26 protein-coding genes, 1 tRNA gene and 11 pseudogenes are annotated in these 25,193 nt (G+C 57.4%); 8 read left to right on the top strand and 30 right to left on the bottom strand.

Features of this window, described 5'->3' with window-relative positions; genetic code table 11:
- Positions 1-63: 63 nt before the first annotated feature.
- Together JCM13583_RS11680 and JCM13583_RS11675 are read left to right on the top strand one after the other, a co-directional pair.
- Positions 64-675 (top strand): alpha/beta hydrolase, encoded by a 612-nt coding sequence (locus JCM13583_RS11680; protein ID WP_162509147.1) that lies wholly within the window; start codon positions 64-66, stop codon positions 673-675.
- A 22-nt stretch (positions 676-697) separates the two neighbouring features.
- Positions 698-1,006, top strand: coding sequence for an alpha/beta hydrolase fold domain-containing protein (locus JCM13583_RS11675; RefSeq protein WP_162509146.1), 309 nt, complete (start codon positions 698-700; stop codon positions 1,004-1,006).
- On the opposite strand, the gene JCM13583_RS13480 is transcribed toward JCM13583_RS11675, so the two are convergent.
- Together JCM13583_RS13480 and JCM13583_RS01115 are read right to left on the bottom strand one after the other, a co-directional pair.
- Positions 977-1,126, bottom strand: coding sequence for a hypothetical protein (locus tag JCM13583_RS13480; RefSeq protein WP_171823317.1), 150 nt, complete (start codon positions 1,124-1,126; stop codon positions 977-979). The genes JCM13583_RS11675 and JCM13583_RS13480 overlap by 30 nt on opposite strands.
- 50 nt (positions 1,127-1,176) lie before the next feature.
- Complete coding sequence (locus tag JCM13583_RS01115; protein ID WP_075056354.1) at positions 1,177-1,899, bottom strand: hypothetical protein; 723 nt, start codon at positions 1,897-1,899, stop codon at positions 1,177-1,179.
- Between the two features lie 310 nt (positions 1,900-2,209).
- Between JCM13583_RS01115 and JCM13583_RS01110 the strand changes: the two are divergent.
- Positions 2,210-2,999, top strand: a pseudogene (locus tag JCM13583_RS01110) (ABC transporter ATP-binding protein).
- A pseudogene (locus JCM13583_RS01105) lies at positions 2,996-4,629 on the top strand (ABC transporter permease subunit). Before JCM13583_RS01110 ends, JCM13583_RS01105 begins: the two co-directional pseudogenes overlap by 4 nt.
- Before the next feature lie 2 nt (positions 4,630-4,631).
- Here the strand turns inward: JCM13583_RS01105 and JCM13583_RS01100 are convergent.
- A pseudogene (locus tag JCM13583_RS01100) lies at positions 4,632-5,119 on the bottom strand (AAA-associated domain-containing protein).
- A gap of 113 nt (positions 5,120-5,232) precedes the next feature.
- Here JCM13583_RS01100 and JCM13583_RS01095 point away from each other — a divergent pair.
- Positions 5,233-5,694, top strand: coding sequence for a hypothetical protein (locus JCM13583_RS01095; protein ID WP_075056353.1), 462 nt, complete (start codon positions 5,233-5,235; stop codon positions 5,692-5,694).
- Between the two features lie 70 nt (positions 5,695-5,764).
- Here the strand turns inward: JCM13583_RS01095 and JCM13583_RS01090 are convergent, their stop codons facing one another.
- Entirely contained in the window at positions 5,765-6,526 is a 762-nt protein-coding gene (locus JCM13583_RS01090; RefSeq protein WP_075056352.1) for a hypothetical protein, read from the bottom strand.
- Positions 6,527-6,701: 175 nt separating this feature from the next.
- Here JCM13583_RS01090 and JCM13583_RS01085 point away from each other — a divergent pair.
- Positions 6,702-7,615: pseudogene (locus JCM13583_RS01085) on the top strand (proline iminopeptidase-family hydrolase).
- Between the two features lie 432 nt (positions 7,616-8,047).
- Here JCM13583_RS01085 and JCM13583_RS01080 read toward each other — a convergent pair.
- The 9 genes and pseudogenes from JCM13583_RS01080 to JCM13583_RS01040 form a co-directional block, all read right to left on the bottom strand.
- Entirely contained in the window at positions 8,048-8,617 is a 570-nt protein-coding gene (locus JCM13583_RS01080) for a DUF929 family protein (protein ID WP_075056351.1), read from the bottom strand.
- Between the two features lie 129 nt (positions 8,618-8,746).
- A complete protein-coding gene (locus tag JCM13583_RS01075) occupies positions 8,747-9,277 on the bottom strand; it encodes a hypothetical protein (RefSeq protein ID WP_075056350.1) in 531 nt (176 codons plus the stop codon).
- 1,152 nt (positions 9,278-10,429) lie between these two features.
- A tRNA-Pro gene (locus tag JCM13583_RS01070) sits at positions 10,430-10,502 on the bottom strand.
- 2 nt (positions 10,503-10,504) lie between these two features.
- Positions 10,505-10,722: pseudogene (locus JCM13583_RS01065) on the bottom strand (DNA-directed RNA polymerase subunit N).
- A gap of 4 nt (positions 10,723-10,726) precedes the next feature.
- The gene (locus JCM13583_RS01060) at positions 10,727-11,131 is read right to left on the bottom strand and encodes a 30S ribosomal protein S9 (RefSeq protein ID WP_075056467.1); all 405 of its coding nucleotides are present in this window, start codon (positions 11,129-11,131) and stop codon (positions 10,727-10,729) included.
- A 2-nt stretch (positions 11,132-11,133) separates the two neighbouring features.
- Positions 11,134-11,550 (bottom strand): 50S ribosomal protein L13, encoded by a 417-nt coding sequence (locus tag JCM13583_RS01055; RefSeq protein ID WP_075056349.1) that lies wholly within the window; start codon positions 11,548-11,550, stop codon positions 11,134-11,136.
- A gap of 6 nt (positions 11,551-11,556) precedes the next feature.
- A pseudogene (locus JCM13583_RS01050) lies at positions 11,557-11,924 on the bottom strand (50S ribosomal protein L18e).
- A gap of 48 nt (positions 11,925-11,972) precedes the next feature.
- Positions 11,973-12,719, bottom strand: coding sequence for an RNA methyltransferase (locus JCM13583_RS01045; RefSeq protein WP_075056348.1), 747 nt, complete (start codon positions 12,717-12,719; stop codon positions 11,973-11,975).
- Complete coding sequence (locus tag JCM13583_RS01040) at positions 12,703-13,461, bottom strand: peptidylprolyl isomerase (RefSeq protein ID WP_075056347.1); 759 nt, start codon at positions 13,459-13,461, stop codon at positions 12,703-12,705. Before JCM13583_RS01040 ends, JCM13583_RS01045 begins: the two co-directional genes overlap by 17 nt.
- 82 nt (positions 13,462-13,543) lie before the next feature.
- Here JCM13583_RS01040 and pheA point away from each other — a divergent pair, with 82 nt between their 5' ends.
- Positions 13,544-14,395: a prephenate dehydratase gene (pheA, locus tag JCM13583_RS01035; RefSeq protein WP_075056346.1), complete on the top strand. Its 852-nt coding sequence runs from the start codon at positions 13,544-13,546 to the stop codon at positions 14,393-14,395.
- Positions 14,396-14,433: 38 nt separating this feature from the next.
- Positions 14,434-15,919: pseudogene (locus tag JCM13583_RS01030) on the top strand (aldehyde dehydrogenase family protein).
- Positions 15,920-15,927: 8 nt separating this feature from the next.
- On the opposite strand, the pseudogene pyk reads toward JCM13583_RS01030, so the two are convergent.
- From pyk to JCM13583_RS00960, 17 genes and pseudogenes are all read right to left on the bottom strand, one after another.
- Positions 15,928-17,624: pseudogene (pyk, locus tag JCM13583_RS01025) on the bottom strand (pyruvate kinase).
- 49 nt (positions 17,625-17,673) lie between these two features.
- Positions 17,674-18,444, bottom strand: a pseudogene (aroF, locus tag JCM13583_RS01020) (3-deoxy-7-phosphoheptulonate synthase).
- Positions 18,441-19,196 carry a hypothetical protein gene (locus JCM13583_RS01015; RefSeq protein ID WP_162509144.1) on the bottom strand — a complete coding sequence of 252 codons (756 nt, stop codon included), beginning with the start codon at positions 19,194-19,196 and terminating at the stop codon, positions 18,441-18,443. Before JCM13583_RS01015 ends, aroF begins: the two are co-directional and overlap by 4 nt.
- Entirely contained in the window at positions 19,189-19,383 is a 195-nt protein-coding gene (locus tag JCM13583_RS11670) for a gamma-glutamyl-gamma-aminobutyrate hydrolase family protein (RefSeq protein WP_162509143.1), read from the bottom strand. The genes JCM13583_RS01015 and JCM13583_RS11670 overlap by 8 nt, the downstream gene beginning before the upstream one ends.
- 89 nt (positions 19,384-19,472) lie before the next feature.
- The gene (locus JCM13583_RS11665; protein WP_162509142.1) at positions 19,473-19,742 is read right to left on the bottom strand and encodes a hypothetical protein; all 270 of its coding nucleotides are present in this window, start codon (positions 19,740-19,742) and stop codon (positions 19,473-19,475) included.
- A 15-nt stretch (positions 19,743-19,757) separates the two neighbouring features.
- Positions 19,758-20,153, bottom strand: a complete 396-nt coding sequence (locus JCM13583_RS01005; protein ID WP_075056343.1) for a chorismate-binding protein — start codon at positions 20,151-20,153, stop codon at positions 19,758-19,760.
- The gene (locus JCM13583_RS01000) at positions 20,150-20,386 is read right to left on the bottom strand and encodes a chorismate-binding protein (protein WP_075056342.1); all 237 of its coding nucleotides are present in this window, start codon (positions 20,384-20,386) and stop codon (positions 20,150-20,152) included. The genes JCM13583_RS01005 and JCM13583_RS01000 overlap by 4 nt, the downstream gene beginning before the upstream one ends.
- The gene (locus JCM13583_RS00995; protein WP_171823316.1) at positions 20,349-20,519 is read right to left on the bottom strand and encodes a chorismate-binding protein; all 171 of its coding nucleotides are present in this window, start codon (positions 20,517-20,519) and stop codon (positions 20,349-20,351) included. The genes JCM13583_RS01000 and JCM13583_RS00995 overlap by 38 nt, the downstream gene beginning before the upstream one ends.
- On the bottom strand, positions 20,449-20,901 hold the full coding sequence (locus tag JCM13583_RS11660; RefSeq protein WP_162509140.1) for a hypothetical protein: 453 nt from the start codon (positions 20,899-20,901) through the stop codon (positions 20,449-20,451). The genes JCM13583_RS00995 and JCM13583_RS11660 overlap by 71 nt, the downstream gene beginning before the upstream one ends.
- A gap of 220 nt (positions 20,902-21,121) precedes the next feature.
- On the bottom strand, positions 21,122-21,514 hold the full coding sequence (locus JCM13583_RS00990) for a hypothetical protein (protein WP_075056340.1): 393 nt from the start codon (positions 21,512-21,514) through the stop codon (positions 21,122-21,124).
- Positions 21,483-21,776, bottom strand: a complete 294-nt coding sequence (locus JCM13583_RS00985) for a hypothetical protein (RefSeq protein ID WP_075056339.1) — start codon at positions 21,774-21,776, stop codon at positions 21,483-21,485. The genes JCM13583_RS00990 and JCM13583_RS00985 overlap by 32 nt, the downstream gene beginning before the upstream one ends.
- Positions 21,706-21,942, bottom strand: a complete 237-nt coding sequence (locus JCM13583_RS13475) for a hypothetical protein (RefSeq protein ID WP_171823315.1) — start codon at positions 21,940-21,942, stop codon at positions 21,706-21,708. The genes JCM13583_RS00985 and JCM13583_RS13475 overlap by 71 nt, the downstream gene beginning before the upstream one ends.
- Before the next feature lie 26 nt (positions 21,943-21,968).
- On the bottom strand, positions 21,969-22,283 hold the full coding sequence (locus tag JCM13583_RS13470; protein WP_171823345.1) for a hypothetical protein: 315 nt from the start codon (positions 22,281-22,283) through the stop codon (positions 21,969-21,971).
- 211 nt (positions 22,284-22,494) lie between these two features.
- Positions 22,495-22,725: a hypothetical protein gene (locus tag JCM13583_RS00975; protein WP_075056337.1), complete on the bottom strand. Its 231-nt coding sequence runs from the start codon at positions 22,723-22,725 to the stop codon at positions 22,495-22,497.
- Positions 22,726-22,779: 54 nt separating this feature from the next.
- Positions 22,780-23,238, bottom strand: a complete 459-nt coding sequence (locus JCM13583_RS00970) for a tryptophan synthase subunit alpha (protein ID WP_075056336.1) — start codon at positions 23,236-23,238, stop codon at positions 22,780-22,782.
- Positions 23,235-24,394, bottom strand: a pseudogene (locus JCM13583_RS00965) (TrpB-like pyridoxal phosphate-dependent enzyme). The gene JCM13583_RS00970 and the pseudogene JCM13583_RS00965 overlap by 4 nt, the downstream one beginning before the upstream one ends.
- Positions 24,395-24,564: 170 nt before the next feature.
- Positions 24,565-25,115: pseudogene (locus JCM13583_RS00960) on the bottom strand (DUF998 domain-containing protein).
- Between the last annotated feature and the right edge of the window lie 78 nt (positions 25,116-25,193).

The following is a 25,193-nucleotide window of genomic DNA, read 5'->3' as shown; positions in this document are numbered from 1 at the left end:
CCTTTCACTGCCCTTTATCGATACTGGAAAAGTAGATAAGGCCAGAATGGCATATTTCAGGTCATGACATTGGACCCGCAGATAAGGAACATGCTGAAGATCCTTGAGAACAACCCCCCCATGCCGGATCCCAGGACAACGCCGCTGGACAGGATAAGATCCATGGAGCGGCTGGCCGTGTCCCAGGTGCCGGAGATAAGTGTGAGGAGCGTCAGGGACACTGTTTTCAGGCTCCCTGGCAGGGACCTCAAGGTCAGGATCTACGATGATGCTGGGAGCGACTGTGCCATCCTCTACCTGCACGGTGGTGGGTTTGTGCTCGGCAGTATAGAGACGCATGATGCCATGTGCAGGTACATGGCGAAGCACTCAGGTGCAAAGGTGTTCTCTGTTGACTACAGGCTCGCTCCGGAGAGCAAGTTCCCCCCCGCAGCGGCTGAGGACGCCATAGATTCCTATGCCTACCTCATGGAGCACTCCCCCCCTGACTTCGGCATCAGTAGCGAGAGGATATGCATAGCTGGGGACAGTGCAGGCGGAAACCTCACAGCCGTGGCCTGCGCAATGGCAAAGATGAGGGGCCTCAGGCAGCCCAGGCTCCAGGCCCTGTTCTACCGGTTGTGGGCCCTGACTTCGCGTCCGAATCGTACAGGGAGTACGGGGGGGATGGCCTGATACTCACGCACGACCTGATGTCATGGTTCTCCGACCAGTACCTGAATGGCCCCCCCAGGACGCCCTCGACCCCCCCAGGTTCTCGCCCATACTGCTTCCTGACCTGTCGGGCCTGGCAGACGCGGTGATTGTGACAGCGGAGTATGACCCGCTCAGGGATCAGGGTGAGACTTATGCAGAGAGGCTGAGGAGGCATGGCGTCAACGTCACCGCCATCCGGGTGTCAGGCATGGTCCACGGCTTCCTCTCCAGCGCTTTCTACATATCCAGGGCGGCCGAGGACACGCTCAGGATGGTGTCCTCACTGATTGGCTCGAGGCTCAGGGAGTAGGAGGGAAGTCCTCCAGCGCCCCCCCTTCAGGGCCTCGAATGCCTCCGGGAAGTCCTCCCTTGTGGCGCAGACCCTGAAGTTGGGGGGGCCACTGGCACCGAAGATGCTCCCGGGCACCACAGAGACACCCCCTGCCCCAGAGGTACTCGCACACCTCCTCCGGCGCGGCGTCAGTGTAGCTGGAATAGTCCACGAACGTGACCGGGACGGATACTGGTTCGATTTTTTTGTAGAACCTCAGCCTGCCAGTGTGGCTCACCATGTAAGAGAGGTTCTTCCTGACCATGGGCCTGACAGTGGAGGCGATGTTGTCGTAGTCCTTCAGGATCCTGAGCGCGGATCCCAGGGACATGGAAGGCATGTTTTCCCAGACAAGGCCCCCTGAGCCCCCCCTCTATCCTCCTCCTCATCTCCGTGTCCGGGCAGACTATGAAGCCCACCCTTACGTCGTCAGCGCCGAAGAACTTTGTGAGCGTGGTGACCCTGAACACGTCACCCGCGTACCTGACCTTCCCCGGGTCAGTGTGGAACATCAGGAATGTCTCATCGACGACCGCGTTGCCCCCCCTGAATGCTTGCCTGAATGCACCCGTGGGGGGGTTGTTGGGGTTGCTTGCGAAGGTGACCCCCCCGCCGTTTTCCTCCCTCATTCCCGATATGGCGGGGGGGGCCTTGAACATCAGTTCGTATTCCGGCCTTGGAGCCGTGAATGTCTCCTTGCCGGACAGCCTGAGGGCCAGTGCCACCAGGAAGACGCCCTCCGTGGCACCGTGCGTCACCACAACACCTGACGGGTCCACACCGTATATGGACGAGAACTCCTCCCTCACCTGCTCCTCACTTGCAGTTCCTGCGGCCAGGTAACGCTCGATCCCCCCCGTCCTCCCAGCCATACCGCTCTGCGAGAGGTCAAACCTTGCCCTGTGGCCCCCTTATCCAGACGCCGGTGTCAAATACAGGGAAAACCACGCCCTTGTATCGCCTGCAGGGTTAAACATTCTCCCATGGGCAGCCATGTCCTGTGCGGACATTGTAGTGAAGCCTGCCACAGTCGGTATCCTACAGATGCGGGCACTGTAAAGGGGAAAACGGTGGGAGAGTGCATGTTTCCAACCGCACACTTATACCCTGACGGAGTGCCTGTATTCCATCTATTTTGCTTTTATGTATACACCACAACTACAATGTGTGTAACAGTTTTATATGATATGCCCATACCGCTCTGGTGAGGACAGTGGAACAACGATTGAGGTCAGGAACCTCGAGTTTGTTTATGAGAACGGTTTCAGGGTCTTCACGAACGTTAACCTCACCGCGGGCGAGAAGCAGTTCGTCTCCATAGTTGGCCCATCCGGTGTCGGCAAGTCCACTCTGCTCAGGCTCATCGGGGGGGTTCCTGAAGCCGACATCTGGAGAAGTCTACCTCGAGGGCAGGAGGATACTGAGGCCGACACCCAGGGTAATACTCGTCCACCAGTCCATCGTCACCTTTCCCTGGATGACTGCCCTCGAGAATGTGATGCTTGCACTGAAGCCGAAGAGGATGAGCAAGGAGGAGGCAAGGGAGGTGGCTAGGCAGGCACTGGAGAGGGTTGGCCTGCAGGGGGGGTTTGAGGACCTCTACCCCAAGGAGATGAGCGGAGGGATGAGGCAGAGGGTGGCTGTGGCCAGGGCACTTGCAGCCGACCCGGCAGTGCTGCTAATGGACGAACCGTTCGCACACCTTGACGAGCTCACAGCGGAGGGTCTCAGGCAGGATATATACAACATACTCTTCAGCGAGGACAACCCCCTGCGCAGCGTCATAATGGTGTCCCACAACCTGACCGAGGTGCTCGAGCTGTCGGACAGGATATACGTTGTAAACGGGTCTCCGGCCACGATCGTGGCAACTGTGGACGTCAGGATGCCCAGGCCCAGGAGCCCCAGGAACCCGGAGTTTGACAGGTACCTTGACCTCCTTTACGGTTACCTCACGAGGGAGAGGAGATGAACCAGATACTCCTGATCATTGCCGCAACGGCCGCCACCTCGGGGCGTGTGCTCGGCCTGATGCTCCTCTCCATAGTCACCGGGTGGTTCCTCTCGTATGCGGCAGTGAAGAGCCAGACCTTCGAGAACGTATACATACCACTCATAGAGGTGCTCGAATCTGTGCCCGTGATCTCCTTCTTCCCAGTCGTGCTCTCGCTCTTTGTCCTGGGCATAGGTGGCCCCCCCCTGGGAGTGGAACTGGCCGCCGACTTCCTCGTCTTCACCGCAGTTGTCTGGAACATATGGATGGGCGAGTACCAGGCCTTCAAGACCATTCCGAGGGAGATGATCGAGGTATCCGACAACTACAGGCTCACCTTCTTCGAGAGGATGAGGAACGTCTACATACCTTCTCTGTGCCGAGGATAGCAGCGAACCTGTTCCCCAGCGTGTCGGACGGTTTCTTCTACATAACGGTGAGCGAGGTCTTCTCCGTTGGGGTGCACACGTACCAGACCTTCGGCATAGGAACTCTCCTGAACGGTTACGTAAGTGCCGGGGGCATACAGCCTCGTCTGGACGGCACTCGGCATCCTCGCGGTTTTCATAGCAGCCATAGTCCTGGGGCTCAGGCAGTTCAGTAGGTACGCCGTGGCCAAGTACACCCTCGATACCGACCAGCCAATAGTGAGGAGGGGCAGGCTCAACGTCCGGGAGACACTGAGGCTCTCCGCCATCGCCTCCGTGAACCCCCCTCACAAAACTGGCCAGGTACAACATATTCAGGTCGCAGAGGCCAGTTGAGGATGACGACTTTGACAGGGAGAAGAGGGTGCACAACCTCAGGTACGTGTGGGCCTCCACGGGCTTCGTGGTCCTAGCCCTCATCGTTTACGGCTCCTATTCGGAGATAGTGAGGGTGAGCGCGAGGACATGGTCCACACTTATCGGAGAGACACCTTTCCTGCTTGAGAGCCTGGCATACGACTACTTGAGGGTTGCAGTCATATCTCTTGTTTCCACAGCGATAGCCATATTCTTGGGGTACTACCTGGCCCAGCACAGCAGGGCAGAGGCCGTAGGCGTCCCGCTCATACAGACGCTGAGTGCCTACCCGGCCCCCCCGACGTACTTCCCCCCCTTCCTCTTCCTCGGCGTATACCCGGTAGTCACTTACTTCTTCGGCCCACTAACGGATGAGGCCTTTGTCCTATTCCTGGGCTTCGTGAGCACCTTCTACTACGTCTTCTACAGCTTCTGGATGGGTGTGAAGGCCATGCCGGCAGAGTACGGGGAGGTCATGAGGAACCTGAACCTCTCATACTTCCAGAGGCTCAGGTACGTGATAATACCGTCCACCCTGCCCTACCTTGTCAGTGGCATATCCTCCACGGTGAACAGTGCCTGGGGGCGGCCTCATGATCGGTGAGTACTGGCCGAGCATAGCGGCGGGCAAGAACTTGACGGTATCTGTGGGCCTCATGAAGGTCATAGACGTTGCCACGTCAAACGGGAACATAGCACTGGCGGCCTGGGCCTCTCTGCTCTTCGGAATGGTGGTTGTGGCCTATTCCCTGCTCTTCACAAAGAGGCTCCTTGACCTGGCCAGGAAGAAGTATGTGGCGGAGGAGGGCATATACGCTGCGTGATGTCAGCTCTTCACTGCCTTTTTCACCGCCTCGAAGCCGTCCTCCGTCTTCCTGATGAGACCGGAGTATATGCCCCCCCACTCTATCAGTATGACCTCAAGGTCACGCCTGCCCGAGGGGGCTGTTGTAGGTCTGGATGCCCTTTGCCTCAAGGGCGTCATAGAGGTCATCAACGGTAAAATCTCCCATGGATATTGCGGTGGCGAACGGCTCAAGCCTGTCCAGTATCTGCCTCAGTATCTCCTTCCTCCTCTTTATGCTGCCGAGTATGTACTCCTTCCCCCAGGCCCGTGATCTCGATGTCGCCATCCACCACATGGACGAAGCCGAGCCTTGCGGCCGTGTATACTATTGGCATGAGGTCGTCAAGGTCGACCTCCATCTCCTTCTCCAGCTCATACAGGTCTGTACGGTCTGGAAAAACATATGTGAGGACATACAGCAGGCCAACCAGGTCTGCGATGCGGGCGTTTGGTTCTATGCTTTCCATTTACTTCTTAATATTGCAGTCCTGTTATTTATCTTTTCCCGAACACTTCCGTGCGTTTCCCGTTGGAAATGTGAATCTAGAAATACGCGGTACAGAATCACACATGAACTGCGTTGGAACCCATCAGGAACAACCACCCCCCCAACAACAGGCGCACCCTCCTGAGGATCGCTGTTTCCGTAATAGCGGTAATAGCTGTTGTTGTGGCTGTCCTCGCAGCCACAGGGCAGTTCAGCTCCAGGACTGTGAATGTGATGGCTGTCAATGTTGCCGTAATGGACAACAACACATCGCAGCAGATATACAGCGCCCACATACCCTGGAACTTCAGGACCTACTACGGTGGCTCCACCATTACCATCAGGACAGTGATAGAGGACACCCTGTCGGTGCCAATCAACGTAACAGAGGTTTCTTCGGCCACGCCAGGGTTCAGTGTGCCTGGCTACGTTCTCTCATCCACAACATCGGTGATAGGGCCAGGAAAGGGCGTGGACATGGCCATAGGCGTCAGGCTGCCTGACAGAAACTTTGCCGGTGTCCTTGACATTACGGTCTATGTGAACCAGGTGTAGACCCATTCCGGTGGGTGCTGGCCTGTCCCGGATGGCAGGGTGGATACCTGTGGCCCATCATGTGCATGCTTCAGAGGGTGAAGGATTCCCTGAAACAGGCGTTCTCCTCAACTGCCATGGTGTCCTGCACAAGGGGGGGTTGGCCCGAGGCGTCGATGAGGCCCATGTAGTAGGCAACTGTGGATGACATCACTGCGAAGCTGCCACCGGTCTGCCTGGAGTAAAGGCGGCCGTACACGCTCTCCTTCAGCAGTGATGAGTGGTAGTATACCTCCGCCATCCTCCCGTTCCCGATGAAGAGTGCCAGGACGTTCAGGGCCCCCCCCTTCATGGCATTCTCACGGCAGAATTCCATAACTTCCCTGAAGCCCTCGAACGCCCCCCCCTTCCCGAGCGTGGACATGGCCTCACACATCACCTGAGTGTCGCTCTTCCCCCCCTCTACCCTGACGCCGTACTCCCTGCCCACCTTTTCCTTGTCCACCCAGCCGTTGTGGCACACGTACATGTGCCCGTCCTGCGCGGTTACAGTGAACGGGTGCGAGTACGCAGGTGCATTCACGGGCTCACCATCCGCAGCGAGCCTGGCATGGAACAGTGCCAGGAATGTTTGGCCCAGTGCGTCTGGAATGGCCGGTAAGTCCTGGTAAATGGGCCTTGTTGACCTCCACGTGAATACTGCGTCGCCTGATGCCAGCGCACAGCCCCCCCACCCATCCCTGTGTGCCTCCCCCCCATTGCGGAACACGTCGTTCCTGGCAGCCCTGACAAGCGCACTGACAATGGACTGCTGCTCTGCCCTCCGGGAGAACGAGGCGAACATCCTGCACATGTATGGATGAGGCCGCCTGGATTTAGAATGCTTTCCATGTGACTGAATGAGGCCTGCCTCCTGATCCCACCCTGTGCAGGACAGAGGCATGAAGGTGGCTGCGGTAATCTTGAAAAAGCCATGCTGAAAGTTTTGAATGGGACGACCCGTTACTGCATGGCGGGGGGGTGCTCTCATGGAGAAGGATGTCGATTGTGAGGGGGGGTGCACAGACGGGTATGCAAAGGTACAGGGTATCTACATCTACTACAAATTGTGCCGGGCAGAGGATGAGAAGGCAAAGCTGATGACCATGCACGGCGGGCCAGGCATGTCGCATGACTACCTCCTGTCACTGAGGGATCTTGTGGATCACGGGATCACCGTGCTCTTCTATGACCAGTTCGGTTGCGGAAGGTCAGAGGAACCTCCGGTTGAGGACTTTACAATAGACTACGGTGTGGAGGAGGCTGAGACACTGAGGAAACAGTTGTTCGGTGAGGAGAAGGTGTTCCTAATGGGATCCTCCTACGGAGGGGGGGCACTGGCACTTGCATACGCCCTGAAGTACCAGGACAGGCTAAGGGGGGGCCTCATAGTGTCTGGGGGGGGCCTTTCCTCCGTGCCGCTAACCGTGAGGGAGATGGAGAGGCTCATAGACGGCCTGCCAGCCAGGTACAGGGACGCCATAAGGGAATACGGTGCGAAGGGCCTGTACAACGAACCAGCATACCTCTCTGCTGTGAACTACTTCTACCACCAGCACCTGCTGCGCTCCGAGGACTGGCCTGAGGAGGTCCTGAGGTCCTGGAATACGGGGGGGAGAAGAGGAACGTCTACAGGGTCATGAATGGCCCGAACGAGTTCACCATAACTGGCACGATAAAGGACTGGGACATTACGGACAGGCTGCACGAGATAAAGGTACCAACACTCGTCAGCGTCGGGGGGGAGTATGATGAGGTCACGCCTGCAGTTGCGGAGGTGATCCACAGGAACATAGGTGGCTCGGAGATGGTCATCTTCAAGGGCTGCTCCCACCTCACCATGTGGGAGGACAGGAAGGGCTACAACGATACGCTAAGGAAGTTCATACTCTCACACCTGTAACCCAACTCCTTGCGGGGGGGAAAGGCCCAGACTGCAGAGGCCCACTCAGTATTAGTGCGGTGCAGGGAGTTACAATACCCTCTGGAGGTACAAGGCCAGGTGATACTGACGATTCAGGAAGGACTGAAAGGGCACCCTTCCAGTTTCTACCGACTAGCACAGCCCTCCACACCATTGGGCTATCGGACCCTTCCTGCCGAATGAACTAACCATATCAGTTCCTAGTTACAGAAACTTTGAAGGGGGAAGTCTTCGTGGGTGCCTAGGTACTATAAAGTTGATGCCACTAGCCAGGGATCATAACCCTTTAGGGAGCCGATTTCTCTTGTCTTCTACAATAAGATTGGGATTACTGGCCCATCAGGTATGAGATCACCTGGTCAACACACCCTGCCTCTTTGATTATCACAGTGGCCGCGGCCCCCGCTCTTCTCATCCAGGTCTTTCATTGACCTCATTCGTAGTCATATTGGGGGGGATATACGATGGGGGGGAATAGGAAGACCCAACCTCCAGGTACTCACCGTTGATGAGAATGAACGGGATCGAATCCTGTGGGTCGTACCTGTTTAAGAGTGCCTTGGTGCTCGCGTTAAGTTCCGTTATGGCGTGCCATGTCTCGTTGTACATCTCGATGCCATGGAACACGATGGTGGTTGATGAATAGGTAGCGTTCATGAGGTTTATCCCCCCCAGGGTTCCTGGAAATACGTCCCCATTGTAAGAGTGCACGAACTGTACCGATGACCAGGAGCCGTAGTGGAGGAGGGCATAGTATATGACCCAGCTCTCGGCATCCCAGAAGGTACATGCCTCCGCACCGATAAACAGCACAGTAACCCTGTTGGAGGCGGATATGTGCTCCGTCACGGGAAAGAACGGGCCGAAGTCTGGTGGAGACTTGATATCGGAAATGCCCACGCCTTCCTTCAGGTGGATGAGTGAGGCGTAATGGAAGCCTGCATAGGCAATTATCGATGCAACAACAATCGCTAATACCATCCTCTTAATATTCACGGTATCACTCCTCCATTACACAGTACCTCAGCGTTCCAGAGGGATAGCTCAACTCGATGTTTATCCAGACCGGGTCACCCTTCACGAAATACGGTCCCATTTCGAGCACTGGCGTCACGAGAATGTGATCGGTGTTGATGTCAGATACCCAGAACACTGGCACGTGAGAGGCCCACCGTACTGCACTGAGCAGTTCGCATATGTTACTGCTCCCGGTGGCTCAGGCGTGAAGTTTCCAGAACACACGAGCGGAAGTGGCGGCAGCGCAGGATTCATGATTCCTGGGATCGCAAATATCCTCCATGGCCCGTAGGGAGCGAACTCAATGCTGGTCACGACATCTGGGCCCCCCCTGTGGGCTACGAAGAACGTCCCGTAAGGTGGATAGCCCTCAGCCAGTATGTCTACGGGGATCGATGCCGTGCCATTCCACGCGGTCAGGTTGAAGTAGAAATAGTTCACCTCCAGGAAGAGGTGGTCAAAATAGATGTCACTACCCTTCACAAGGTCCATCTTGACCCAGTTCACGAACACCGGGCCAGTGGGTATGCTTGGCTCTGTTACGGCGGCATTGGTCGCGATCTCTACCATCCACCCCCCCTCAACGTTAACAGGCGTTTTGCTGTACGTGAATGACTGCCCCATAATGGTGAACGTGACGTTTATGGAGTTGTTGAATGAATTGTATAGATAGACACGTTTCCCGTAGCCAAAACTGTAATAATCGAACGGATAGTGTGGGCCAGTGGCCTGGGCTCGACCTCATAGCTGGAAGGGGGGGTTATGGATACTATCACAAACACGATGAAGGCCAGGGTTTTATCCCCCCCCTTGATGGCACCTGGTGCTCACCACCAGTTATGCGGATATGCAGGCGCCCGACAGGAGATCAGCTGCGCGGGTAAACCATAAGCCTGGCCACCAGCCGCATAAAGCAAGTCTCTGACCTCCCCACTAGTCCTCTGATTACGGTATACCGTGCCGGGCACCGGTGATTCAAATACACCCCCCCTGGCGATGGGATTTCCTCCTTTCGGTGAGAAGGCCTGCACCCCTTCAAAGCCAAAAGTTGTCCTGTTCTATCTGTTCACATATACGGCACCGTTTAAGCATGAACATTTTGGATGGCCTGGGAATATATCGATAGAATCAACGTAACCACCACCGCGACGATTTCTCGTGTTCACGTGGATACAATACCCTTCTATTATATTTTAAACCTACGCGTCAGAACCTACAAAACAACTAATATAACACTTATCATGTATAATTACAATGCCCCCCCAGATACAGTTGATATGGAAAATTATTGAATGCCACATATTCATGCAATGCCCGGCGTACATCTCCGAACCTGCTTTTCCGGAATGGTGTGATATTGCTACTGCCATTGATGAAATACACGGCGCTGACCCTGCCTCGGGTTCGTGTTTCGCTTATTAATTAATAATACCGTCTTTGGCAACCACCCGGTGACCTAAGTCCCAATACCTGTCCGTCCCTCCCCGCCATTCCGCCGAACCAGCCCTGGGCCGGAGGTGCAGGTTACCCGGGACACCAAAGGTGCATCCAGAGGAAATTTACGGTGCTATGCAGTTTAAAGGTGCAATTTTATGCCATTGTATCCGCCCGTTATTGCAGGCGTATCATATGGGCCTCTGTATCTGTTATCGAATTGGAAGTGCTTCAGTGGCATGGGCTCAAATGACGGGTGATACCGACTATCCAAGCCGGGTAACTAAAGGAGGCAACGCACAGAGGGGGGGTGTGACAAGTTATGCTAAAGACTTAGATGGATGGGACCGTTGAGATTTGAACTCAAGTTGCCAACACCCCAAGCTGGCAGGATACCAAGCTACCCCACGGTCCCACTCATGAGAAGGGCATCACATCGTCAATCAGGTCAACGTGAGAGAGTATCATGCGCCTGCAGCAGTACCTGTGCAGGCCAAGCTCGTCTAGGGCCTTGAGACCTCCTCCGGCGCAGGTTCTCGCCCAAGGGCGCGTATCTCGTCCATCCTGGCCCTGAACCTCACGTAATCCGATGCGATTACACGCCCGCAGCTGAAACACCTCACGGGAATTATCATTTATTCACCTGTATGACTTCTGCCTCTTCTTCCTGGCTCCCCTCCCCATGGGCTTCTTCGGGAGCTTCCTCCTGACATCGTTCACCATGAGGGTCCTGTCGAACTGCCTGAACATCTCCTCAAGGGAATCGTCTTTGAAGTACTCCACCATTCCCTTCGCCATTGCGGTCCTTGAGGCGTCTGCCTGGCCTGTTAGGCCGCCGCCCCTCACGTTGACCTCTATGTCGATCTCATTTGCCCTCTCGCCCAGGAGCCTTATGGGCTCCATGATCTTCTCCCTGAGCACCTCCACCGGATAGAGCTCAACTGGCACCCCCCCGTTAATGGTGAACTTGCCGGTTCCCTTTTTCGTGACGGCCCTCGCAACGGCCGTCTTCCTCTTTCCAGAAGTAATCACGTAGTCCGCCACGGTCACACCTTCTGACCAAGTAGCCTGGAGATCTCACCGAGAGTGACGAAGCCGTTGACCTTCCTGTTCATGGCCTTCTCCACCCTGACCACCTGCGCACCCTTGAACGCTTCCGGGAAGCCACTGTAAACCTTGCACCTGTGGAGTGCCTCCTTGCCACGGGTCTTTTTCTTCGGGAGCATGTCGCCTATGGACCTCCTCAGGATCTCCCTGCTCGTCTTCGGGTAGTACGGGCCCTTCCTGACGCTACCGATCTCCCTCCTCTCCCTGAACCTGTTTATTATGAAGTCCCTGGAACCAGTGACCACTACCTTGTCCGCGTTCAGTATCGTTACCTCCTCCCCCCCCTCAAGAAGCTTCTTCGCAACGAAGGTTGATAGGCGGCCATATACTGCGTTATCAGCGTCAATCACCATCATGATGCTTCACCCGATTATCTTGATGCCTGTGCCCTTAGGGTTCTCACTGGCCAGTTCCTCAAGGCTCACGTATCTGCCACCGGCCTCCTCTATTTTCCTCCTGGCAGAGGCTGAGGCCTTGAAGCCCGCTACGGTGATCTTCTTGGTGAGCCTACCTGTGCCGAGGACTGCGCCGGGCACTACGGCAACATCACCCTCGCTGGTGAGCCTGTCCAGCTTCGCCAGGTTCACGGCTGAATAGTTCCTCCTGGGCCGGTGAGCCTCCTGGCTATGTCCCTCCACAGCCTGCCTCCGGATTCCCTGGAGGCCTGGAGCAGTTTATCTACCGTTGATCTTAATACAGGACTCTCCTTGTTATCCGCTCTTACAGACATCTATACCAGCTGCGTTGCTGGAAAATGCAGAATCGTTAATAAATTTTCTCAGTTCTCCCCCCCTTCCTCAATCCTGTTTATTATATGCCTCAGTATGCCCATGATCTTGAAGAACTCCGCATCCGTGATCATTGACCTTGCGAATATCCTCCTCAGCATGACGAGCGTGTTCTCCTTCCTGCCGCCCCTGTAACCGACAAGGTCAAGGAGGTATCCCGTCCTCTCCATGAGGGCGTTGAACTGGATGTCGTTCATGGGCTCCGTGCCCCTCCTGGCTGCCCTGGGCACGTGCCTGTACATCTCGTAGAGTATGACTGCAACTGCATGGGAGAGGTTCATCACTGGGTGCCCCCCCGGGTCTGTGGGTATGTTTATGAAGGCGTTGCACAGGTTCAGCTCCTCGTTCCTGAGGCCATCTGCCTCACGGCCGAACACCAGTGCTATTCTCACTCCTTCCTCCATGAAGTGGTCCCAGAACTCCTGGGGGGTGTAAGGGATCCTGCGGAACAGGTGAGCCTTGCTCCCCCCCGTGTCGCTGGATGTGCCTGCCACCACATGGAAGCCGGTCACCGCCTCCTGCAGGCCGGTGAAAAATGTCGCTTTCTCGAGTATCTCCCTGCCCGCCATGGCCCTAGATACCGCCTCATCGCCTATTGGAGGTGGGTTGACAATCCTCAGGTCGCGTATGCCGAAGTTGGCCATGGCCCTGGCAGTGAAACCTATGTTGCCCTCGTACTGTGGCTCGACCAGTACGACAGAGACGTGGGGCCTCCTGGCCTCACTGCCCTGCTGCATTTGCCTCTGTGCTCTCCTCCTGGGGCTTCTCCTGGGCTTCCTCCTTCTTCTCCTCCTTCGGCTCCTCCTTCTGTGCCTCGTAGAACTCCTCTATCACGATGTCTTTGCCCTTCTCGTACTTCCTGAGGTCGCTGACTATCCTGAACTTGGCCTCTATCCAGGCCGCGTCGAACTTTGAGTTCTCAGGTATCCTTATCCTTATCTCCCTGTCCGTGACACTGACGCCGAACTCCGATGAATCGATGCTGTAGTACATATCAATTATTGCCTTCACCTTCTCTGTGTCATCGGTTATGACGCCCTTCACTGTGTACTTGTAGAACACGGGCTTGCCAGCCCACTGGTGGTTGTAGTCTACCAGGACCCTACCCGGCGTCACGGATATTATCCTACCGCGCCTGTTGTTGATCGTTACCTCCTTGCCGACCTCGGGCTCTATGTTGAGCCTCTGGAACTCCCTTATGTTGTGGACCTTGACATTCTTCGGGTCACGGAGGCCGTAGGCGTTCTCTGGCTCTATCCTCACCTCCACCTCCTTCCCGACCTCCGCGTTCTTGAATGAATCGTTGAGTTCCTTGAAAAGGCCCTCTGAGCCCACAATAACTACCGCGTCTTTGTACTTCATGTGCTCGTCGTAGATGTTGTTCTGCTTGGCCAGGTCTTCCTTGTTTGTTGAGACCAGCTTCCTGTCCTCTCCGACGCTCATTTCGTAGTCGATTCTGATAAAGTCCCCATCATTCATCAGGTACCACCGAACTAAAAGACTCTACTGGAAAATTCAAGATGGTATTTATATTGATCGATACCCTGACCACCTGCGCCGTATGGAGACCAAGGGAGCTGGGGGGGTCAGGGTGTCATGCCTTGGCCCTGAGGGGGGGACATGGAGCGAGTTCGCTGTGAGGAGCATGTTCAGCAGGGCCGAGATCGCGTTCTGCAGGGGGGGCTTCAGGGAGGCCATAGAACTTGCAGAGGCCGGCAGCACCGAATACTGCGTGCTTCCGGTGGAGAACTCCATAGAGGGCCCTGTAACTCCCGTGCTCGATGCCCTGACATCAACGGGCCTGAGGATCGTTGCAGAGAAGATCGTTAGCGTGAGGCAGGCGCTCCTCGCAGTTGGCACAGACATAAGAAGGGTGGTCTCCCACCCGCAGGCCCTTGCCCAGTGCGAGGGCAGGATAAGAGCCATGTTTCCGAACGCTGAAATAATCTCTGTTTCATCCACTTCCGCGGGTGCGATCGAAGCTGCGAACAGGGAGGACACAGCGGTGGTAGGCCCACCGTGGCTGGCCCAGAAGTACGGTCTCCGGGTGATCGCACAGGACATGTCGGACTACAGGTTCAACCTGACCAGGTTCATATGCCTGGGCCGTGGTAGGCCTCCGAGGACCGGTAGGGACAAGACCTCGCTGACACTTGTGCTGAGGGACGATGGCCCGGGGGGGTCCCTCCACAGGCTCCTGACACCATTTGCAGAGCGTTTGATAAACCTGAGCATGGTTGTATCGAGGCCGGAGAAGGAGAAGCCCTGGAGGTACAGGTTCTTCTTTGACCTGCACGGCCACGAGGATGACAGTGCTGTGAGGTCTGCGCTCTCGGACATATCCTCAATGGTCACAGAGATGAAGGTGATAGGCTCCTACCCCAGGGAGGATTGGCCACAGACAGATGCGTGACAGCAATACTTTTTATCCGATGTACAAATCATTAAACCATGAAGCTCTACATCGACGGTCAGTGGGTGGACTCCTCCAGCGGTGAGACCATAGAAAAGTACAACCCGGTAACAGGAGAGGTACTTGGCAAGTTCCCCGCAGCCACCAAGGAAGACGTGGACAGGGCCATAGACGCTGCGGAGGAGGCCTTTGAGGCCTGGAACGAGATGGGCTCCGTTGCGAGGTCCAAGATACTCTACAGGGCCAGGGAACTCATAGAGAAGGACAGGGGGGGCGAACTGGAGCAGCTGCTGATGAACGAGAACGGGAAGATACTGAAGGAAGCCAAGGAGGAGGTCGACGGTGTCATAGACCAGATACAGTACTATGCGGAGTTCGCCAGGAAGATCAATGGCGAGGTCGTCGAGGGAGCGAACAGCACCAGGAAGATATTCCAGTACAAGGTGCCTTACGGCATAGTGGTGGCACTCACACCCTGGAACTTCCCGGCAGATGGTTGCCAGGAAGCTGGCGCCCGCCCTCCTCACGGGAAACACCGTTGTCCTGAAGCCCAGCAGCGACACGCCGTTCACTGCCGAGTGGCTTGTGAAGAAGTTCATTGAAGCTGGCGTACCGAAGGGTGTCCTGAACCTGGTCACGGGAAAGGGCTCAGAGATAGGGGATTACATAGTATCGCACAGGAAGGTTTCTGTGGTGACGATGACAGGCTCCACGGCCACGGGGGGGCAGAGGATAATGGAGAAGGCCTCGAAGAACATGGCGAAGCTGATCCTCGAACTCGGTGGCAAGGCGCCGTTCATAGTCTGGAAGGACGCGGACATAAAGAACGCCATAAAGACCCTCATATGGGCCAAGTTCTGGAACGCCGGGCAGTCATGCATAGCAGCGGAGAGGCTCTACATACACGAGGACATATTCGAAAACTTCCTGGACAGGTTCGTTAAGGCCGCGTCCAGGCTCAGGGTCGGGGACCCCCCCAGGGAGGCGGACATGGGCCCGCTCATAAACAAGGGGGCCGTGCAGACCACGGAGAAGTTCGTGAAAGATGCAGTGTCTGATGGTGCCCAGGTGCTCCTCGGCGGTTCCAGGCCTAACCTGCCAGGGAAGCTGGCCAACGGGTACTTCTTCCAGCCCACCATACTCAGCAACGTGAAGCAGGGCGACGAGATATTCCAGGAGGAGGTCTTCGGGCCTGTCCTGGGTGCAATGCCAGTGAGCGATTTCGATGACGCCATCAGGAAGGCCAACGATTCCAAGTACGGCCTGGCATCATACCTCTTCACGAAGGACCCGAACCTCATGTTCACTGCCTTCGAGAAGGTAAGGTTCGGCGAGCTGTATGTGAACATGCCGGGCCCGGAGGCGTCACAGGGGGGGTACCACACCGGCTTCAGGCTCACGGGCCAGGCGGGAGAGGGCAGCAGATACGGCATAGAGGAGTACGTGAAAGTGAAAAACATCTACATAGACTATTCCGGCAGGGAGCTGCACATAAACACGGTCAGGGACGACCTCGTCCAGTGACCGTCCCCCTATCCATTTATCACGCCCGTGTCCCCATCAACAGTCACGTGATCGCCCTCCTTCACATCTCCAGCCAGCCTGGTGTTAGACAGCACTGTAACGCCCCTGGATGTCAGTTCCCTCAGGAGCCTGTGTGGTACGCTCGAGGTGCACACGACACACCTGAACTTCCCGTACCTATCCATGTCCCTTTCAGAGAGCGAATCTGTTATGAGCACATCGCCGGTGCCATCGATGTTCCTGGTCACCACGCCGTCCGTTGATTTTCCGCACGGATAGCCGCGGCCTATGAACCTGCCAACCGTTGCGATCCTGACCTCGTTGGTGCCGCCAAATAGGAAGTACGGTGCACCGCTCGTTATGACCAGCCGGGACCCCCCCTTCTCGAACATGCCCTTCTCCAGTAGCCACTCCAGCGCGTTCAGCTGTGTGAGTTTCTGGCCCTCCTCCTGAGGTATGTAGAGAGGTATGACGTCCCTGTAGAGGCTCAGGCGGGCCGGCATCTTCGGTTCGTGGTCACTGCGTACACCGGGCAGGGCGGGCGCACGGCGGAGAGCATCTTGGCCGTGTTGCCACTCTGGGTGAACGCCAGTATGCCTGCGGCCCTTATCTCGCTGGCCACGACCCTGGCAGCCATGGCTATGGAATAGGCGATCCTGTTCCCAAGGAACTCCTCCGGCCCTGCGAAGTTGCCGTAGGAGCGTTCCACGTACTCACTTATGTTTTTCAGGTACTCCACAGACTCCACAGGATACTTTCCTATCGCGGTCTCCTCTGAGAGCATGAGGACGTCAGCGTTGTCCAGTATGGCGTTGGTCACGTCCGATACCTCCGCCCTGGTGGGCACAGGGTTAGACACCATGCTCTCCAGCACCTGGGTAGCCACTATTGTCGGTACGCCGTGCTTGTGCGATTCCCTTATGATCTGCTTCTGCGCCACTATGACCTCCTCAAGCGGCATCTCCACCCCCCCAAGGTCGCCCCCCCTTGCCACCATGATGAAGTCCGAGACCCTGCTTATGTCCGATATATTCTGGAGGCCGCTCTTCGTCTCGATCTTTGAAACGATAAGCTGGTCACCGCCCTGTGACATCACCAGCTCCTGGAGCTCTTCAACGTTCTCCCTTGTCTGCACGAATGAGAGGGCAAAGAACTCCACCCCCCCGGCCTCGATGCCCTCCTTTATGAACAACTCGTCCCTCTCCGTTGTGACGCCGAGGTTCAGCACCTTTCCCGGTATGTTTATCCTTCCCCCCCTGTCCCTGATCACCCCCCCTGAGTCCAGGGCCTTCACCTCAACGGTGTTGCCAGACTTCTGCACCACCCTGAGGGTGATCTTGCCGTCGCTCACCAGGATCAGGTCTCCAGGCTCAAGGGTGTCTATGACGTTCAGGTAGTTGACACCTATGTTCCTTGGATCGCTCTCGTCATCAGAGAACCTGTACGTGTTCCCAGCCTTTATCTCCATCCTGCCCCCCCCATCGTACGCCCTCGTCCTCAGCTCCGGGCCCTTGAGGTCGACCATTATGCCCACGCTGGCCTTCGTCTCCTCGTTCACCTGGTCGACCATCTTCCTTATCTTGGTTATGTAGCCCTTCTCTATGTGCGCCGTGTTTATCCTCACGTTGTTGAGGCCAGCCCTCACCATGCCCTTAAGCGTCTCCGGGTCGGAGCAAGCAGGCCCTATGGTCGCTATGATCTTCATTGAGGCCATGCTCTGAAGTAAGCCCACTCCGTATTTATACGTTCGATCCCTAGCGTGCCTCCTGGTCGATGGGGGGGGAGAGGGAGGAGAGGAGGGCCTGGACCCTTGAATGAAGGCGTGCGAAGGACTGGAAATCCAGCTGCTGCCTGGCATCGCTCAGCGCCCTATCGGGATCAGGGTGGACCTCCACCATGAGCCGTCTGCGCCCGCTGCCACTCCTGCCAGGGCCAGGGGGGGCTCCACGTACCTCCTTTGACCTGCAGGGTGGCTCGGGTCGACGACCACGGGGTAACTGCACCTCTCCTTGATCACGGGCACTGCGGATATGTCAAGGGTGAACCTGGTGGACTGCTCGAAGGTCCTTATGCCTCTCTCCACAAGTATGATCTCAGTGTTCCCCCCCTCCTTCTCAATGTACCTTGAGGCCTTCAGGAACTCATCCACCGTCATGCCGAAGCCCCCCCTCTTGAGGAGCACAGGCTTCCCCCCCACCGCGCCCACCTTCCTGAGCAGTGAGAAGTTCTGGCAGTTGCGTGAGCCTATCTGCAGGACATCTATGAGCTCCTCGGCCAGTGGTATCTGCTCCTCGCTCATGACCTCAGAGACGACCTTCATCCCGTACGTGTCTGCAGCTTCCCTGAGGTACCTAAGGCCTGCCTCCCCCCCGAGGCCCTGGAAGCTGTCCGGGTCCGTCCTGGGCTTGAACGCTCCTCCCCCCTCAGGTACCTTATGCCCAGTGAGGAGAGGAAGTGCGCCGCTCCATGATCTGCTCCCTGCTCTCCACAGCGCATGGCCCAGCAATGAACATGAAGTCCCTCATATGCCCACAGCCTCCAGTGCAGAGAAGAGGTCGTCGCCGTTTAGCAGCGATGTCCCGACGAGGATTGCATTGAACCCGTCCAGTATGGAGGAGGAGAGGTTCGAACTTGATATCCCGCTCTCCAGCACTACGGGGCAGTCCATGTCGAGGAGCCTTGAGACCACTTCCCCCTCATGCGGGTCCATCGACATTGTCCGCAGGTCCCTCCTGTTGTAGCCCACCATGTCGGCGCCTGCGGACCTGACAGACGGGATCCTTGATATCTCATGGAACTCAAGCAGCACCTCCATGCCATCACTGTGGGCATGGGAGACGAGTTCCCTGATCCTGGCATCTGGAAGGAAGTCGGCGATGAGCAGAATTACATCCGCGCCTGCGCTGTACTCGGCGTCTATCATATCCACTGTGGCTATGAAGTCCTTCGCCAGCAACGGTTTTCCCAGACCCTGGCACTCCTGCAGGTCCCGGAAGGACCCGCCGAAGTACCTCTCCTCCGTCAGCACGCTGTAGCCCACAACGCGCTCGTTCCTCATATTCGAGAGGTACTGGTATGGCTTTGTGTCCCTTGCCAGGGAGAAGCCTGAGGGTGACCTGCGCTTGAACTCCACTATGATCCCTATCTTCCCCCTCGAGTTGATCCTGGAGATCTCGGAGACCATGCTCCTCACTCCCCCCCTAGCCCTCTCCATGCTGTCCTTCCGCCTCTCCCTGTTGAGCCTGTATATTTCATCCACAACCGACATGTCAGTCACCCAGGAAGTTCCTTATTATATCGGAACCGTGCTCGGAATAGTAGCTCTCAGGGTGGAACTGCACCCCCCCCATGAACCTCCCATCAGTGGAGTGGAACGCCATGACCGTGCCATCACTCTCCGCCACAGCATCCACAACGACCCTGTCAGACGGCTCTATGGCCAGTGAGTGGTACCTTATGGCCACGAACCTCTGCGGAAGCCCCCCTCAGGACGCCACCCCCCCACTGTTCAGTATGCCGTCCACCTGTCCGTGCATGAGCTTCCCTGCCCTGATCACCCTGGAGCCCAAGAAATACCCGATGACCTGGTGTCCGAAGCACACCCCCCCAGGGTCTTAACCGGGTCGTTCTCCAGCATCTCAAGCAGGTGGCCCCCCCTGTCCCTGGCGACAAGGGGGCGTGCCGGGGCCAGGGATATGACGACCCTGTCGAAGGAGAGTGCGGACTTCGGCGTTACCATGTCATTGTATATCACCCTCACGTCCGCGCCCTGCTCTTCTATGAGCTGCACGAGGTTGTAGACGAACGAATCATGGTTGTCCACCACTAAGACCCTCAGCTATGACACCCCCCCCATAATCGTGCCTATCTTCTCGCTCATCTCCTCCATTTCCCTCTCGGGCCTGGAGTCCTTCACTATTCCCGCGCCGGCCTGGACATAGGTGCCTGTCTCGTCCCTGAAGATCGTCCTTATCAGCAGGGCAAGGTCCATCCTGTCCCTGGAGACCGTGCCTATGGCCCCCCCAGAGTAGGCGCCCCCCCTCGGGTAAGCCTCGTAGAGGTCGATGAGCTCCATGGCCCTCTCCTTGGGTGCACCAGAGACCGTTCCGGCCGGGAACACTGCCCTGAGGACATCGAGGTTGCCAATGCCCTCCCGCATCCTCCCTACGACTGTGCTCACAAGGTGCTGGACACTGGCGTACCTATGCACCTCCATGGACGATGTGACCCTCACGGAGCCCGGGATTGAGACCTTGCGAGGTCGTTCCTTGCCAGGTCCACAAGCATCCTGTGCTCCAGCAGCTCCTTCTCGTCCCTCCTCAGCTCCTCCTCCAGCGCCAGGTCTTCCTCCATGTTCCTCCCCCCCCTGCGCCTCGTACCTGCTATCGGGTTAATCACGAGTTCCCTGCCTGACCTCGTGACCACCTTCTCAGGGGGAGCTGCCCAGTATGAGCCTCTTCCCATCACTGTACATGTAGACGTAGAGGGAGCGGTCACCCTCCATGTACCTTGAGAGTGTTGAGAACGGGTCAACCTGGCCCAGGTATATGCGGCGGGAGAGCACAACCTGCAGGAGCTCTCCTGCCCTGATCCTCTCCACCGCCTCCGATATTGAGGACATGAGGCCAGTATCCACCTCCACCCTTGCAGGGTACCTCCTGGAGGGGGGGCCTCTCCCTCACAAAGTTTCCATGCATTACCTCATCAGGTTCCATGAGCATGACCTGGGGCCAGCCACTCCTCCTGAACCTCAGCGATGGGTACGCCTCGGACACGAAGTCATAGCTGACCACAACCGGCGTCTCACCGTCAACCTCGTCCAGGGCATGCAGTGACCCGCCCTCTAGTGATAGTGGTTCCCTCGAGGAGAGGAAGAGGCTCTCCTCTCCCCCCCTGACCCTCTCGGCATCGAACCTGCATATATACATGAAGGAGCGGTATCCGCTGGCGAGCGATTCGAGGTCAGTGTAGAGGGGGGGCAAGCCTCCTCACCTCCCTGAAGAACTCCTCCACCTTCCTGGCGTCCTTCTTTCCCGGCTCTGCTCCAGTGACCTGCTCAGGTCGATCAGGCGGGGCCTGAAGCGCATGAGCGTTTCCAGGTCAGCAGAGGACACGTTGCCTGCGAAACCGACGCTGGAAGGCCTGAAAATGCCTCCAGGATGTCCGTCCTCCTTGCTATGCCGGACCTGTCCTCCACGAGCACTATCTCAGAGCCTGCCTCCCTGCACTCACTGTACCTTGAGAGCATATCCCCCCCAGCGTACCTGAGTTCACCACGGATATCACCCCCCCGACACCCATCGACCTCGCTTCCTCCACCTCCCTGGCGCCGTGGGGGGGGAAGTGCAGCTGCACGTACCTCTCCGAACCTACACTGGCGGGCATGGACGTGTGCACCGTGACAACCGGGATGCCCATGGACGCTATCTCCTCCACAGTCCTCCTGTCGCCGTGCCTCACCACTTTCTTGTCCATTATGACGCCGACCATGTCCGCTCCGGCCCCCCCTGCTGCCATCACAGCATCGTCCACGTTGGTGATGCCGCACACCTTGAACAGGGTCTCACGCCCTCTGCAGCTCTGCGAGCCTGACACCCAGCCTCCCCCCCTCCAGGTAACTCCTGACCGATCCGGATGAGATATGCCTCATGGCGGCACCGTACGCCTCGCTGAAACCCGAATAGAGGCCGTTTATCATGAGGGCGGGGGCACAGTTAAGCGCTATGAAGGCCTGGGCATCCCTGTTGGTTCCCAGGAGGCCGCCCAGGGCCTTGTAGAAAGAGGCTTCAGGGTCCTTCTCTATGCACTCCTCCTCCCTGGGCCTGAAGCCGGTGACCGAAAGGGGTTCGAGGTGCATGGTCCCCCCCCTGAGGCGGCCCGTGAAGGTTATCCTCGTGGCCCCCGAAGGGAGAGACCTCGTCCATGCCGTCCTCGGACATCACCACTGCTGCGTCCTTACCCCCCCTGGCGGAAAGCACCTGCACGAACATCTCGTACGCGTGCTCTGTGGACGCACCGGCCACGATCCTGTCCGGGTCGGCAGGGTTTGTCAGGGCCCCCCCAGGTAGTTGAAGACGCTCCTGAAGCCCAGTTCCTTCCTCACCCTGGAGAACCGGCCAAAGCTCCTGTTGTGTAGGGGTGCCAGGATGTAGAGGAACCCTGAGGCCTCGAGTATGCTCTCCGCCTCGGCTGCGCTGAAATCTGTCCTGAAGCCCAGGAACCTCACGAAGTCGGCGCTCCCGTGAGTCCCGGTTATACCGTAGTTGCCGTGCTTGGCAACCCTTATACCCATGGAAGCGCACACTATTGCCGCAGCGGTGCTCACGTTTATGGTGTTCTTGCCATCACCGCCCGTACCAACTATGTCCGTGACCCCCTGAAATACGGCCCATGGACGCCAAGGACCTGAGCGCGTCCACGAAGCCCTCCACCTCCTGCGGCCTCTCGCCCCTGACCTTCAGGCCGCCAGGAATGCAGCCCTCTCCGCATCGCTTGACCTCTCGGAAGCCAGGTAGAGCATGAGGTTCCTGGCCTCTTCCCTCCCGAGGACGCTGCCTGATACCAGGTTCTCCATCTCAGGAATCACAGAGAACACCCCTCAGTTCAGTGACGAACTTCCTGAAGCCTTCCAAGTCGCCCTCCCTCACGTATGGGATGAGGGCTGTGCCTATAGCCACCCCCCCAACATCCCTCCCTGAAACGAGCTTCCTCACGTCTTCCAGGCTCCTGAGCCCGAAGCCGAAGTTGACCTCCCTGCCCCCCCTGAGGAGCGACAGCATCCTCTCCACCACAGCCCCCCTGGTCATAGGGCACGTTTATCCCGGTCGATGGTATCAGGCCGCAGTAGGCCCACGAGCGCGTTATGGAAGAGAACCTCGAGATCGTCCTGTCAGGCATCGCCGGGTTGAAGAAGGGCACGAAGTCAAGGCCGTGGCTGTGCACAGCGTGTATGTGCCCTCGGCCCCCTGAAAGAAATCGATAAGCAGGTCAGGGAGCAGTATGCCGTCAGCACCCGAGGCGTTTACAGTGGTGAGGAATGTGTCCCTCTGCCCCCCCTCTATGTCCCGGAAGTACTGCAGGAAGTATGTCCTTATGCCAGCACCGTGGAGCTTCTTCACAGCCCGTGACATCTCCTCCGCACTGGGCCTCCTGGTGCCGCTGTGTGTCTGCCTGATCGCTGGGCCATCATAGACAGGGTTCTGGGTAGGCAGGCCGAGCTCCACGTAGTCCACCGGGAGCCTGGAGACCTCATCCAGGAACCTTGTGAAGGTGTCTGGCGATGGGTAGTTGAAGGTGAGGTAGAGGATCAGTTTCCTCATATTCCCACCCTGTCGAATATGGAGAGGTCCAGGAGGCCGTGGCCGCTCACATTCACCACAATGTTCTTTCTCTCCTCCCTGTGGGCCCTGCAGTACCGTATGAGCGACGCTATGGCGTGCCCGGACTCCGGCGCAGCACTATGCCCTGCGTCCTCGCGAAGACCTGCAGCGCCTCGATGACCTCTGCCTCGCCGACCTCCTCTGGCCTCACGATCCCGTTCTTAACAAGCACTGAGAGGGACGGTGAGGCACCGTGGTAGCGGAGGCCCCCCCGCGTATATCTTCTTGGGGGACAAAATCAGCGCCAAGGGAGTACATCTTCACCGACGGCAGGACGCCAGCCGTGTCCATCCTGTCGTACCTGAACTCTCCCCCCTGGAGAGCTTGGGCACCTCCTCCGCCGTGGACGCAATCGCCTCCACCTCCTTGCCCTGACCTATGAAGGGATATGTGAAGCCCCCCCCGAAGTTGCTGCCACCGCCCACACAGCCTATGAGGACGTTGGCCTCCTCGCCCATCAGCTCGAGCTGCTTCTGCGTCTCCAGCCCTATGACGCTCTGGTGGGTGAGGACAGCGTTCATGACACTGCCGACCAGGTACCTTATGCCGTGCTCCAGGGCGTACTCAGTGGCCTCGCTTATGGCTATCCCCCCCAGCGAGCCTGGGTGCCCTGGCTCCTTCTCCAGGACCGACCTTCCGAAAGGTGTCTCGGTGGACGGGCTGGCATACACCCTGGCACCGTACAGGGACATGATCTTTTTCCTGAGCGGCTTCTGCTCGTAGCTCACCTTCACCATGAAGACCGTGCTCCTTATTCCGTTCATGGTTGCAGCCAGGGCAGTGGCTGTGCCCCACTGGCCCGCACCGGTCTCTGTGACGACCTCCTCTATGCCCTCTTTACCGGCGTAGTAGGCCTGTGCCACCGCAGTGTTTATCTTGTGCGAGCCTGTTGCAGTGGCACCCTCAAACTTCACGAATATCTTGCCCCCCTGTAGCCCAGGAAGTCCTCCAGCCGCCGGGCCCTGAAGAGGGGGGGCGTGGGCCTGCCTATCTGCGCGTATATCTCCCTTACCTCGTCAGGTATCCTCTCGTACCTGTTAAATGTGAACTCCTGCCTCAGCACCTCCCTGGGCAGGAGGCTGTTGAGCAGCTCAATGGAAGACCTGTCGCTGCTGTTGTCAATTGGGGGGCGCAAGTGGCTCTGGAAGGTCCGGGACTATGTTGTACCACTTCTCGGGGGATGATGTCCTGTGTCTGTGATGTGATCATACTTCCTGTACATTGATGTCCAATATTTAAGCATTGATGTATTTTATATAGCATTCACTATTTATCATTCACTACCTGGCCCGAGAACGAGAGGGCCCAGACCATGTTAGGGTACACTATTAGCCTCTCCATCCCACCATGGCCCAGGCCCAGGAAGTGGCCGGTCACGTAAAGCACGAGGCTATCAAGCCAACAAGGCCGAAGGCGGTCCAAAGGAAGACCGCCGGCCTCCTCCCGGCACGCAGGAGCGCAAGGGGTGCCAGGGAGGCGAACAGGAAAACTATCAGGGAAAATATGGTGTGCGGTATGCCCGTGGTCTCTGGGAATATGCCCACGCCGGCGGCGCCAATGCCGGAGAGGGCTATCAGGACCCTGAACGGGAGGGGCTGGCTGTCCATCAGGACAGACGCGGCTATGAGTGCCAGGCCGAGCAGTATGATCGACGTGTTGAAAACCGGTGCTGTCCTGCCCACCCCCCCCAGGTCGCTTATGTAGTTATGTGACACGCTGTAACCTGGGTAGAGCGCCTCTGCAACGATCATGAAGAGGAGGAACTGCCCCACGAATATGCCTATCAGGAGGCCTGCGGCCTTCTGTCTCCAGTCCATGGCATCGCATGCATTCCATTATTAATTATTTGTGCACAGGGATATTATTTCGCATACAGCAGGATGTCCCGGTGCCCT

It is taken from the genome of Thermogymnomonas acidicola JCM 13583 (assembly GCF_001316105.1).
Classification (GTDB): domain Archaea; phylum Thermoplasmatota; class Thermoplasmata; order Thermoplasmatales; family Thermoplasmataceae; genus Thermogymnomonas; species Thermogymnomonas acidicola.
Note: the sequence above shows the minus strand (reverse complement) of the source record. Positions and strands in the feature narration are given on the sequence as shown.